This is a genomic window from Clavibacter sp. (genome assembly GCF_014802555.1).
GTDB classification, from domain to species: Bacteria; Actinomycetota; Actinomycetes; order Actinomycetales; family Microbacteriaceae; genus Clavibacter; species Clavibacter sepedonicus.
The window spans coordinates 1-11,809 of sequence record NZ_JAAVCB010000140.1; the positions used below are offsets into that span (position 1 = coordinate 1).

The 11,809-nt window shown below is 73.6% G+C and carries 13 protein-coding genes and 1 pseudogene; 9 read left to right on the plus strand and 5 right to left on the minus strand.

Annotated elements, in window-relative coordinates; all coding sequences use genetic code 11:
• Positions 1 to 113 (plus strand): integrase core domain-containing protein (locus tag HDR73_RS15290; RefSeq protein ID WP_287136296.1); only part of this gene is annotated, 113 nt, incomplete at its 5' end.
• Here HDR73_RS15290 and HDR73_RS15295 read toward each other — a convergent pair.
• The 4 genes from HDR73_RS15295 to cysK all read right to left on the minus strand — a co-directional run bounded on the left by HDR73_RS15295 (position 110) and on the right by cysK (position 2,970).
• The gene (locus HDR73_RS15295) at positions 110 to 688 is read right to left on the minus strand and encodes a hypothetical protein (RefSeq protein ID WP_012297959.1); all 579 of its coding nucleotides are present in this window, start codon (positions 686 to 688) and stop codon (positions 110 to 112) included. The two genes, HDR73_RS15290 and HDR73_RS15295, sit on opposite strands and share 4 nt — an antisense overlap.
• Before the next feature lie 100 nt (positions 689 to 788).
• Complete coding sequence (locus tag HDR73_RS15300) at positions 789 to 1,445, minus strand: TrmH family RNA methyltransferase (protein WP_012297958.1); 657 nt, start codon at positions 1,443 to 1,445, stop codon at positions 789 to 791.
• Positions 1,445 to 2,029 carry a serine O-acetyltransferase EpsC gene (epsC, locus tag HDR73_RS15305; protein ID WP_012297957.1) on the minus strand — a complete coding sequence of 195 codons (585 nt, stop codon included), beginning with the start codon at positions 2,027 to 2,029 and terminating at the stop codon, positions 1,445 to 1,447. Before epsC ends, HDR73_RS15300 begins: the two co-directional genes overlap by 1 nt.
• A 2-nt stretch (positions 2,030 to 2,031) precedes the next feature.
• A complete protein-coding gene (gene cysK / locus HDR73_RS15310) occupies positions 2,032 to 2,970 on the minus strand; it encodes a cysteine synthase A (RefSeq protein ID WP_041464331.1) in 939 nt (312 codons plus the stop codon).
• A gap of 260 nt (positions 2,971 to 3,230) precedes the next feature.
• On the opposite strand from cysK, the gene HDR73_RS15315 reads away from it, so the two are divergent.
• From HDR73_RS15315 to HDR73_RS15335, 5 genes and pseudogenes are all read left to right on the plus strand, one after another.
• Positions 3,231 to 3,920 (plus strand): hypothetical protein, encoded by a 690-nt coding sequence (locus HDR73_RS15315; RefSeq protein WP_012297955.1) that lies wholly within the window; start codon positions 3,231 to 3,233, stop codon positions 3,918 to 3,920.
• A gap of 95 nt (positions 3,921 to 4,015) precedes the next feature.
• Positions 4,016 to 4,549 (plus strand): hypothetical protein, encoded by a 534-nt coding sequence (locus HDR73_RS15320; RefSeq protein ID WP_223842701.1) that lies wholly within the window; start codon positions 4,016 to 4,018, stop codon positions 4,547 to 4,549.
• 31 nt (positions 4,550 to 4,580) lie between these two features.
• Positions 4,581 to 5,546, plus strand: coding sequence for a quinone oxidoreductase family protein (locus HDR73_RS15325; protein WP_012297953.1), 966 nt, complete (start codon positions 4,581 to 4,583; stop codon positions 5,544 to 5,546).
• Positions 5,547 to 5,590: 44 nt separating this feature from the next.
• Positions 5,591 to 6,652, plus strand: a complete 1,062-nt coding sequence (locus HDR73_RS15330) for an LLM class flavin-dependent oxidoreductase (RefSeq protein WP_012297952.1) — start codon at positions 5,591 to 5,593, stop codon at positions 6,650 to 6,652.
• Between the two features lie 80 nt (positions 6,653 to 6,732).
• A pseudogene (locus HDR73_RS15335) lies at positions 6,733 to 7,752 on the plus strand (LLM class flavin-dependent oxidoreductase).
• A gap of 82 nt (positions 7,753 to 7,834) precedes the next feature.
• Here HDR73_RS15335 and HDR73_RS15340 read toward each other — a convergent pair.
• The gene (locus HDR73_RS15340; RefSeq protein ID WP_041464330.1) at positions 7,835 to 9,418 is read right to left on the minus strand and encodes an MFS transporter; all 1,584 of its coding nucleotides are present in this window, start codon (positions 9,416 to 9,418) and stop codon (positions 7,835 to 7,837) included.
• Positions 9,419 to 9,478: 60 nt separating this feature from the next.
• Here HDR73_RS15340 and HDR73_RS15345 point away from each other — a divergent pair, with 60 nt between their 5' ends.
• The 3 genes from HDR73_RS15345 to HDR73_RS15355 all read left to right on the plus strand — a co-directional run.
• The gene (locus tag HDR73_RS15345) at positions 9,479 to 10,078 is read left to right on the plus strand and encodes a TetR/AcrR family transcriptional regulator (RefSeq protein ID WP_049791879.1); all 600 of its coding nucleotides are present in this window, start codon (positions 9,479 to 9,481) and stop codon (positions 10,076 to 10,078) included.
• Positions 10,079 to 10,169: 91 nt separating this feature from the next.
• Positions 10,170 to 10,526 carry a TIGR02611 family protein gene (locus HDR73_RS15350; protein ID WP_012297949.1) on the plus strand — a complete coding sequence of 119 codons (357 nt, stop codon included), beginning with the start codon at positions 10,170 to 10,172 and terminating at the stop codon, positions 10,524 to 10,526.
• Positions 10,527 to 10,619: 93 nt separating this feature from the next.
• A partial coding sequence (locus tag HDR73_RS15355) for a sensor histidine kinase (protein WP_287136479.1) occupies positions 10,620 to 11,809 on the plus strand: 1,190 nt, incomplete at its 3' end.

The following is an 11,809-nucleotide window of genomic DNA, read 5'->3' on the forward strand; positions in this document are numbered from 1 at the left end:
CCGCGACCTACCCTGCCTGGCTGCATCACTACAACCACCACCGCCCCCACACCGGCATCGGCGGACTCACGCCCGCCGAACGCGTTCACAACCTCACTGGGAACTACAACTAGGCCGCGGGCTCGATACCCACGGACGCCTCGGCCGGCTCCGGCAGCGGCGGCTCGCCGGTCGGGCGCGCGTAGTAGGCCCAGGGGATCCACATCGACCCGATCCGCTCCCAGCCCTCCGCCTCCAGCGCGTGCCGCGACGAGAAGACGCTGACCCGGCGGTACTCCCACTGCTGATCGTCCTGCACGAGGTCGTGGTAGAGCGTGCCGAAGGCGACGGAGTGCCAGCCGTGCCGGCCCGCCTCCTCCAGCCGCTCCATCTCGGTGAACGCGGTAACCGGACTCAGGCGCCGGCCACGTGTGCCCACCGGTCGGGCCTCCTGGCCGAACCGCTGTTGCGCGGCCTGCCGCGAGATGCGCAGCGTGTCGCCGATCCGCTCCCAGCTCGCCCCGGCGGCCCTGGCCGAATGGACGGCGTCACGGAGCGTGTCGTGGGCCTCCGCGTCGATGTCGGCGACTGTCGCGACGAGTCGCAGGTACGCGTCCCGATCGCCCTCGAGGTCGCGGTGGATGTCCGGGTCGAGTCGGCTGATGATGGCGGCGATGCCGTCGCGGATGATGGTCTGCTTCTTATTCACACCGTCAACCTACGCTTGACGCATTGCTGTGTCAACGCGTGCTTGACGCGCGAGCGGTCGGGGTTCTCGTGGCGTCGTCGCTCGGTTCGACGCTCGCTCGTCAGCCGAACGACACGTGCTGCATCACCCACGCGTGCATCACGACCGCGGCCGCCGCGGACGCGTTGATGGAGCGGGTGGATCCGAACTGCGAGATCGCGACGGTCATGTCGGCCGCGGCCACCGCCTCGTCGCTGAGGCCCGGGCCCTCCTGGCCGAAGACGAGCACGCAGCGCTCCGGGAGGCGCGTGGTCTCGAGCAGCACGGATCCGTCGACGTTGTCGATCGCGATGATCGGCAGGCCCTCCCCGCGCGCCCACTCCACGAGGTCGGCGATGGTGGCGTGGTGCACGACGTGCTGGTACCGGTCGGTGACCATCGCGCCGCGCTTGTTCCAGCGGCGGCGGCCGACGATGTGCACGGTGTCGGCGGCGAACGCGTTGGCGCTCCGCACGATCGACCCGATGTTCATGTCGTGCTGCCAGTTCTCGATGGCCACGTGGAACGGGTGCCGGTGCTGGTCGAGGTCGGCGACGATCGCGTCCATCCGCCAGTAGCGGTAGCGGTCGATCACGTTGCGGGTGTCGCCGCGCTCGAGCAGCTCCGGATCCAGGTGCGGCTCGTCGGGCCAGGCGTCGGATCCGCCGGGCCAGGGGCCGACGCCGTGCGTGCTGTGCTCGTGGGTGGGCGCCGCCTCCGGCGCCTCGGGCTCCGACATCAGATGTAGATCCCGGGATCCACGAAGAACGCCGGATCCACGTGCGCGTCGGGCGCGCGACCCGCCCGCTTCCCGGTCTCGACCGCGGGGATGCCCGTGAGCACGGATCCCGCGGGCGCGTCCTTCACGACCACCGCGTTCGCGCCGATGACGCTGCCCGCGCCGACCGTGATGGGCCCGAGCAGCTTCGCTCCGGCGCCGATGGTGACGCCGTCGCCGACCGTCGGGTGCCGCTTGCCGTGCACGAGGCTCTTCCCGCCGAGCGTGACGCCGTGGTACATCAGCACGTCGTCGCCGACCTCGGCCGTCGCGCCGATCACGACGCCCATGCCGTGGTCGATGAACAGCCGCCGGCCGATGCGCGCCCCCGGGTGGATCTCCACCCCGGTCAGCGCCCGCCCGACCTGGGCGAGCAGCCGCGCGGCCAGCCGCAGACGCCGCCGCCACAGCGCGTGCGACACCCGGTGCAGCCACACCGCGTGCAGGCCCGGGTAGCCGAGCACCATCTCCGCGTACCCGCGCGCGGCCGGATCGTGGGCGCGCGCGGTGCGGAGGTCCTCGACGACCCGGGCGACGATCCCCACGCCTAGTCGCGCAGGTCGTCGAACAGCACGGTCGAGAGGTACCGCTCGCCGAAGTCGCACACGATCGCCACGATGGTCTTGCCTTTGCTCTCCGGGCGCTTCGCGATCTCGAGCGCGGCCCACACGATGGATCCGGACGAGATCCCGCAGAGGATGCCCTCGTCGGTCGCGAGCGCGCGCGAGACGCGGATGGAGTCCTCGAGCGAGACGTCGACGACCTCGTCGTAGATCCCGGTGTCGAGGATCTCGGGCACGAAGTTCGCGCCGATGCCCTGGATCTTGTGAGGGCCGGGCTTGCCGCCGTTGAGGATGGGCGAGTCGAGCGGCTCGACCGCGACGATCTTGACGCCCGGCTTCCGCTCCTTCAGCACCTGGCCGACGCCCGTGATGGTGCCGCCCGTGCCGACGCCCGCGATGAACACGTCGACGCTGCCGTCGGTGTCCGCCCAGACCTCCTCGGCCGTGGTCTCGCGGTGCTTCTGCGGGTTCGCCGCGTTCGCGAACTGCTGCGCCCAGATGGAGTTCGGCGTCTCGTCCACGATCTGCTTGGCCCGGTCGACCGCGCCGCGCATGCCCTCGGGGCCGGGGGTCAGCACGATCTCGGCGCCGTACGCGCGCAGCACCAGCCGGCGCTCGATGCTCATCGTCTCGGGCATCGTGAGCACGACCTTGTACCCACGCGCCGCGCCGACCATCGCGAGCGCGATGCCCGTGTTGCCGCTCGTGCCCTCGACGATGGTGCCGCCGGGCTTCAGCGCCCCCGCCTCCTCGGCCGCGTCGATGATGGCGACGCCGATGCGGTCCTTCACGCTGGACGCCGGGTTGTGCGACTCGAGCTTCACGAGCACCGTCGCGTCGAGTCCCTCGGTGAGCCGGTTGAGCCGGACGAGCGGCGTGCCGCCGACCAGCTGGGTGATGTCGTCGTAGACGCGACCTGCCATGGGTTCCACCTTCATCGTGATCCGGATCGGTGCGGGGCGCTGCCGCGCGCACCTGCTCGACTTCGAGCCTATGGGAGGCCAACCGCGCGTGTCGCGGCGGCATTCCGGGGCGGGCGGACGGCCTGTCGGGACGAGCTGTGGAGGAGTCCGTCGCCGCCAGCATCGCCCGGGCGAGGATGCGCGCGACAACCCCGAGGTGACCCCGCGGCGTCCGAAATCCGCACCCGAACCGGGATCCCTCCTGCTCACGAAGGAGAGACATGCCCATCCCCGCGCGTCCACTCACGATGATGCTCGTCGTCACCGCAGCCTCGCTGGTCGGAGCCATGACCGCCGCCCTGGGAGCTGCTCCCAGCGCGGTCCCGGTCGCCGCGCCGCGCAGAGCAGCGGTCGCGAGCGTGAGCGTCGACTCCGTTGCCCGAATGGCGCCCGCGACCAGCCTGGCTGCCACCCCCGCCATGACCGACGCCGACCTCGACGGCCTCGTTGCGGTGCTGGACGCCCTGCCCGAAGACATCAAGTCGGCCGATCCCCGCACGACGCCGGACTACGAGCGGCGGCTGAGCCGCGCCATGGAGGCGACGACCTCCGCTCGGCAGTCCACGAGGGCGGATGCTTCCGTACTCCTCGGACTCGCACCGCGGCATCTCCTCGGCGAGGCCGGACGCATCGGTGCGCCGACGCAGGTGGAGCTGGCGACCGACTGGATCGCCTGCGGCGCAGCGGTCGCCGGCGTCATCGCCCAGTACGGCATCCCTGTGGTAAAGGTCCTCGGGTGGATCCGTGAGGCTCGAGAGATCTGGCAGACCGCCTACGGGATCTACGTCGCCATTCGGGATGGAGTGTTTGCCGTGCAGATGGGCGAAGAGGCCGCCCAGCTCCTCGGCGCGATCCTCGGGGTGGACGGCGTGGCGAGCGCCTACTTCAGCTCCGCGGCGGTGACCGCCTGATGCGGAGCCTCTCCGGCGCTCGAGCCGACCGACCCCGCAATCCGCCGGGCTGGGAACCTCCGGACCTCTGGGCCCCCATCGTCGGGCACTTCACCGTGGCCCTCGTCAAGACGCCGCTCGTCCTCCTTGTGACGTGGGTCGCATCAACCATCACGGGAACGGGTCACGCTCGTGCATCCGAGATCGTGTCGGCCGCCGTCGTGATGACCATCCTCGATGTCCTCGTCACGGTCGCCGTGGAGCGTCCGTTCGTCGTTCGCCGACGCTTGGCGAGCCCTGGCGGTTGGGACTTCGCGCTCCTACCGTGGCTGGCTTCATCCGCCGTCGCCTATGCGGCTGGCATCGCGATGCTCGGGGTGCCACTGGGTCTCGTCCTAGCGACGGCGATGACCTCCGTCGAAGGACTCGAGATGCTGTGGAGACGCGCCTGGCGTCCCGGGGACACCGATGCCGAGTTCCAAGAGAAGTGGGCCAGGACGAAGGAGCTCGCGAAGGAGACCTTCGCGCCCGACGTCGCGGAGATCCGCCGACGGCTGGACGAGCGGGCCATGGACGGGTACCGCCGGAGGATCGCCGAGCGCGAGGCGCAGCGGGAGCAGGAGGCCGACAACCCGCCGCGCGACGCGTGACCGCCGCCCGCCGAGGCGGCAGGCTGGACCCATGAGCACGCGCATCGAGGTGGCGGGGCCGGGCGGCCCCGAGGTGATGACCATGACGGACGGACCGGTGCCGGATCCCGGACCCGGCGAGGTGCGGATCCGGGTGCACGCCGCGGGCGTCAACTTCATCGACACGTACCGGCGCAGCGGCGTCTACCCGATGGCGCACCCGTACATGCCGGGATCCGAGGCCGCGGGCGTCATCGAGGCGCTCGGCGACGGCGTCGCGGGCGTGCACGTGGGCGACCGCGTCGCGACCGCCGAGGCGTCGGGCACGTACGCGCAGCACGCGCTCATCCGCGCGGAGACGCTGCTGCCCGTGCCCGACGGCGTGGGCTTCGAGACCGCCGCCGCGCTCCCGCTCCAGGGCCTCACCGCGCACTACCTCGCGACGAGCTCGTACCCGGCCGGCCCCGGGGATCGCGCGCTCGTGCACGCGGGCGCGGGCGGCGTGGGGCTCCTGCTCACGCAGCTGCTCGTGGATCGCGGGGTCGAGGTGATCACCACGGTGTCGACCGAGGAGAAGGCCGCCCTCTCGCGCGCGGCCGGCGCGACGCACGTGCTCGGCTACGACGACGTGCCCGTGCGCGTCCGCGAGCTGACGGGCGGCCGCGGGGTCGACGTCGTGTACGACGGGGTCGGCCGCGACACGTTCGACGGCTCGCTCGCCAGCTTGCGCATCCGCGGCACCCTCGTGCTCTTCGGCGGCGCGAGCGGCCAGGTGCCGCCATTCGACCTGCAGCGCCTCAACTCCGGCGGATCCCTGTCGGTCTCCCGCCCCACGCTCGCCCACTTCCTGCTCGACGCCGAGGAGCGGCGCTGGCGCGCGGGCGAGCTGTTCGCAGGCGTACTCGACGGATCCCTCGACGTGCGCGTCGGCGCGACCTACCCGCTCGCGGACGCCGCGCGCGCCCACGAGGACCTCGAGGCGCGGCGCACGACGGGGTCGATCGTCCTGGTCCCCTGACGGCGGGTCGGCGGGCTCGCACCGGCACCGCCTACCCTCGTCCCATGCCCGCACCCGGATCCGCGCCCACGCGCCTCGGCTTCCTCACGACCGGCGCGTTCGACCCCGCCGACCCCGCGACCGGCCTCGAGGACGCGCTCCGGCTCGTCGAGCTCGGCGACGCGCTCGGCCTCGACACCGCGTGGCTCCGGCCCGACCACCTCGTGAACGCGATCTCGTCCCCCGTCGCGATGCTGGCTGCCGCCTCGCAGCGCGCCCGCCGCATCGGGCTCGGCACGGCGTCGATCCCCGTCCGCGCCGAGAACCCGCTCCGCCTCGCGGAGGACCTCGCGACCGTCGACCTGCTCTCCGGCGGCCGCCTCCGCCCCGGCCTCTCGGTCGGCAACCCGACGCGCGTCGCGGCCGTCGACCGGGCGATCCACCCGGTGACCGCCGAGCACGAGGAGCCGGGACGCGAGCGCCTGCTCCGGTTCCGCGACCTGCTGCGCGGCGGTCGGGTGCCGGGCGCGGAGGAGCACGACGATGAGCGCGACGCCGAGGACGACGACGCACTCACCTCCACCGTGCAGCCCGCGTCGCCCGGCCTCGCCGACCGCCTGGGCTACGGCGCGGCGACGCTCCGCACGGCCGCATGGGCGGGCACGCACGGCTTCCACCTGCTCGCGTCCGACGTGACCGAGCGCGGATCCCGGGGCCGCGGCTTCGCGCAGGACCAGCGCGCCCTCATCGACGCCTACCGTGCCGCGCACCCGGATCCGGCCGCCGCGCACGTCACGCTCGCCCTCGTCGTGGTGCCCACCGACGGGGCCACGGCCGAGCAGCGCGCCCGGTACGCGGCCGATGCGGCGGCGCGCGCCGAGCGGGCCGCGCGAGCCGACCAGGGGGAGGACGCGCAGGCCGCGTCGAGCATGGTCCGCGCGCCCGACCTCGTGGGCCCGTCCGACGAGCTCGCCGCCGCCCTCCTCGCGGATCCCGCCGTGCAGGCCGCGGACGAGCTCGCGATCGTGCTCCCGGCCGGGCTGCCCGCGGGCGACCGCGCGCGGATCCTCACGGACGTCGCCGAGCGCCTCGGCCCGGCGCTCGGCTGGTCGCCCGCGACGGCCTGATCCGTCCGCCGCGCGCCGACGACGTCCCCACCCGCGCACGCAGCTCGCGAGTCGCGTCGCGGTCCGCCTACCCTCGATGCATGCCCGCATCCGGTACCCCGCTGAAGCGCCTCGGCTTCCTCACCATCGGCACCTTCGACCCGGCGGATCCCGCCGCCGGCCACGAGACCACCCTCCGCGTCATCGAGCGCGGCGAGCAGCTGAGCTTCGACAGCGCGTGGCTCCGGCACCGCCACCTCCAGCACGGGATCTCCTCCCCCGTCGCCGTGATGGCCGCGGCCTCGCAGCGCACGGAGCGCATCGATCTGGGCACGGCCGTCACGCCCATCGGCGCGGAGAACCCGTTCCGCCTCGCCGAGGACCTCGCGACGGTGGACCTCCTCACCGGCGGCCGCCTGCAGCCCGGCTTCTCGATGGGCACGCCCATGTCGTTCGACCGGTACCGCGACGCCATCTACCCCGACACCCTCGAGCAGGAGGACCTCGGCTACGACCGGCTCCTGCGCTTCCGCGACCACGTGCGCGGCGACGTCGTGGACGACCGCGCCGGCCGCGAGGGCCAGGAGGAGTACGCGTCCACCGTGCAGCCGCAGTCGGCGGGCCTCGTCGACCGGCTCTGGTAGGGCGCGGGCAGCACCCGATCCGCGGTGTGGGCCGCGGAGAACGGCTTCCACCTCCTCACCTCCAGCGTGATCTAGGGCGAGCTCGGGAACGACTTCGCCGCGGACCAGCGCGTGCAGGTCGACGCCTACCGCGCCGCCCACTCGCGCGGCGCCGAGGCCCGGGTCTCGCAGGGCCTCGTCGTGATCCCCACCGACCGCGCGACGCACGAGCAGCGCGCCCGCTACGAGGCGTACGCCGCCTCCCGGGCGCACCGGGTCGGCGTGCCGATGGGGCCGCGGAGGATGCTCTTCGCGGCGGACCTCGTGGGCACGTCCGACGAGATCGCCGCGACCCTGCACGCCGACGCCGGGTTCCAAGCGGTCGACGAGGTCGCGTTCGCCCTGCCGTTCACGTTCGGCGAGGCCGACCTCGAGCAGATCCTCACCGACATCGCGGAGCGCCTCGGCCCGGCGCTCGGCTGGTCGCCGGCCGCCTGAGCCGCGCTGACGACGACCCCGCGCACGACGACGCCCCTCCCGCGCGTGGCGGGAGGGGCGTCGCGAGCGATCCGGCGAGGGATCAGTGCATGCTCACGGCCTCGCTCGACGCGCCCTCGCGGAAGCGCTCGAGGGGGACGCGCACCATCGACCAGGAGATGATCGAGGCGCAGGCCACGCCGATCGCCGCGGCCAGGAACACCACGTGGTACCCGTCGACCTGCTGCTGCAGCGGGTTCGCGACGCCGTCGGTGACCGACGCGGTGACCGCCGACGCGAACAGGGCCGTGAAGACGGCCGTGCCGATGGATCCGCCGATCTGCTGCGTGCCCGTGAGCGCCGCGCCCGCGACGCCCGCATCCCGCGGCTCGATGCCGGAGAGCGCCACGTTCTGCATGGGCACGAACACGAACGCGAGCCCGATGCCGAGCAGGATCTGGCCGGGCAGCACCTGCACGACGTACGCGCCGTCGACCGTGATCCGGCTGAACCAGAGGAGACCGGCCGCCGCGACGAGGGGACCCACGGTCATGAGGATGCGCGGGCCGACCTTCGGGAGGAGGCGGGCGACCTGCGGGGCCGTGAGCATGATGGTCGCGGCCATGGGCAGCGACGCGAGCCCCGAGATCAGCGGCGACATGCCGAGCACGATCTGGAAGTGCAGGGTGAGGTACAGCAGCCCGCCGAGGAGCGCCACGCCCACCATCACGGAGGTGAGGTACGCGCCGCCGCGGGTGCGGTCGGCGACCACGCGGAGCGGCAGCAGCGGGTTGCGCGCCCGCGACTCCCACCAGACGAACGCGACCATGATCCCCACGCCGAGCGCGAGGAAGCCGATGGTGTCCGGCTCGCCCCAGCCGTTCTCCGCGCGGGAGAAGCCGTAGACGATCGACGCGAGGCCGAGGGTGACGAGCAGGGCGCCGGGCACGTCGTAGCTGCGGTCGCCGTCGGCCCGGCTCTCCTTCACGAGCGGGATGCCCGCGATGATCGCGACGATCGCGATGGGCACGTTGACGAGCAGGCACCAGTGCCAGCTGAGGTACTCGGTGAGCACGCCGCCGAGCAGCAGGCCGACGGCCGCGCCGGATCCCGCGATGGTGCCGTAGACCGCGAACGCCTTGACGCGGTCGGGGCCGGACGGGAAGGTCACCGAGAGGAGCGCGAGCGCGGCGGGCGCGAGGAGCGCCGCGAAGACGCCCTGCAGGCCGCGCGCGATGAGGAGCATCTCGCTCGAGACGGCGAAGCCGCCGAGCGCGGAGGCGGCCGCGAAGCCGACCATGCCGAGGAGGAAGGAGCGCTTGCGGCCCCAGTAGTCGGCGATGCGGCCGCCGAGCAGGAGGAGGGACCCGAAGGCGAGCGCGTAGACGGTGACGACCCAGGTGCGGTCGGCGTCGGTCATGCCGAGGTCGCGCTGGGCGGCCGGCAGGGCGATGTTCACGATGGTGCCGTCGAGCACGACCATCAGCTGGGCGAGGGCGACGACGGCGAGGAGGATCCACTTGCTGCGGGCGGACGGCGCGGCGGGGGTGGTGGGCGCGGCGGGCGCGGCCTGGCCGGAGGTCGCGGCGGCGGGCGTGGACGGCGGTGCGTTCTCGGGGGTGCGTGCGTGCGAGATCAGGTGCTCCTGGATGGTCGTGCGGCGCCCGGGCGGGCGAGGACGGTCCAATCTAGGGCGGCCCGGGGGCAAGAGTCAAACGAACCGGTTCGTTTGACATACGCTGTTCACATGGCAGAGACGACGGGGTCCGCTCGATCCGCGGACGACAAGCAGGACGACGTCCGGCACCGCATCCTCCTGGCCGCGCGCGAGGAGTTCGCCGCCCACGGGCTGGCGGGCGCGCGGGTCGACCGCATCGCGCGCTCGGGCCGCGCGAGCAAGGAGCGGCTGTACGCGCACTTCACCGACAAGGAGTCGCTGTTCCACGCGGTGCTGAAGCTCAACGGCGTCGAGTTCTTCTCCGCCGTGACCCTGGATCCCGAGGACCTCCCCGGCTTCGTCGGCCAGATCTTCGACCACTCGTACGCCCACCCCGAGCACCGCCGCATGCTCTCGTGGGCCCGGCTCGACGGCGTGACGCTCGACGTGCCGCACAGCGAGACGTCGCCGTCGGCGAAGGTCGACGCGATCCGCCGGGGGCAGGAGTCCGGGCACATCGACCCGTCGTGGGATCCGCAGCGCCTGCTCACGATGCTGTTCGCGCTCGCGCAGGCGTGGGTGCAGTCGCCGTACCCGGCGATGCACGAGGACGGTCCCCGGGGGCGCGCGGCCGATCGCGCGGCCGTCGTGGAGGCGGCCCGGCGGATCACGGCGCCGCCCGCGCGCTGACCCGTGCCCTCCGCTGCGGCATCGTCACGCCATCCTGCGGATTCCCCGGATGAGGGAGACGCTTCCCAGGCCCCGCCCGTAGCGTGGGGCCATGTCCGACACACTGACCCGCGAGTACGAGGCGGGCTCCAGCCACGCGCATCCGCTCCGTCGGTTCCTGCGTCGCTGCCGGGCCTGGATCGAGCTGCACCCGAAGGCCCGCTGGCTGTACCGGATCCTCGTCGGGCTGCTCGGCATGGGCATCGTGCTCGTCGGCATCGTGCTCATCCCGCTGCCCGGCCCCGGCTGGCTCATCGTCTTCCTCGGGATCGCCGTGCTCGGCACCGAGTTCCCGGCCGCGCATCGCGTGAACGTGTTCCTCAAGCGGCAGCTGCACCGGTTCTGGGACGCCTGGCGACGCTGGCGCGCCTCGCGCGCCGAGCGCCGCGCGGCCCGCGCCTCTCGCTGACCCGCTGATCCGGCCTGCCGCCCTCCCCGCGACCGCACCATCTCCCCCTTCCGGTCGATCCGCCGCACACGCCCCGCTCCGTAGGGTCGGGGCATGCCCTCTCCCGCAACGCCCCCGATCCCGGGCAAGGCCCTCCTCCGCCTTCGCACCGTCGGCCGCGAGGCCGCGCTGGTGGCCGTGGCGTTCGTCGGGGGGATGCTCGCCTTCGGCATCGCGATCGTCGCCGTCGAGGAGACCGGCGCCACCGGGGCCCGACCCGCGTTCCTGCTCCTCCTGGACTTGGGCGCCGGCCTCGTCGCCATGGGGCTCCTGCCGATCCGGCGTCGGGCCCCGGTCGGCGTCGCGCTGGTGATCGCGGCCCTCGGCGGCATCTCGTCCTCCGGCGTCGTCGCCGCGTTGATCGCGGTCGCCTCCGTGTCCGCCCGGCGCCGGGCCCGCGAGATCGCCGCGGTCGCGGGCACGCTGCTCGTCGCCACCCTGGTCTGGGAGGGCACCGGCACGACGACCGCGCCGATCCGCCCGGACGAGTGGCCGCTGATCGCCGTCACGATCCTCCTGGTGGTCGCCCTCCCCGTCGTCGTCGGGCTCTACGTGGGCGGCCGTCGGGAGCTGCTGGCCTCGCTCCGGGAGCGCGCGCGGCTCACGGAGGAGGAGCAGGCCCTCCGATCCGCGCAGGCCGCCGACCACGAGCGCACCCGGATCGCACGGGAGATGCACGACGTGCTCGCCCACCGGCTCTCCCTCGTCGCCCTGCACGCGGGAGCGCTGGAGTACCGCGACGACCTGGATGCCGCCGAGGTCCGCGCGACCGCCGGCGTCGTGCGCGACAATGCCCGGACGGCGCTCACCGAGCTGCGCGGCGTCCTCGGGGTGCTGCGGGATCCATCGGGCGCTCCGGCGGTGGCACCCCCGCAGCCGACGCTCGCCGACCTCCCCGCGCTCCTCGATGAGGCCCGCGCCCTCGGCGTCGAGGTGCGCGCGCACGTCCATCCCGGCACCCAGGACGACCTGCCGAGGCTCTCCACGACGACCTCCCGCCATGCCTACCGCGCCATCCAGGAGTGCCTCACCAACGCCCGCCGTCACGCGCCGGGCGCGCCGGTCGACGTGTCGCTCGACGGCCGGGCGGGTGGGCGCCTGCGCATCGTCGTGCGGAACCCCGCGCCCTCCCCCGCCGCCACCGGATCGCCCGCCGCGACGGCCGGCCACGGCCTCGCCGGGATCGCCGAGCGCGCCCACGCCGTGGACGGCACGCTCGACGTCTCCCGGCGCGACGGCCAGCA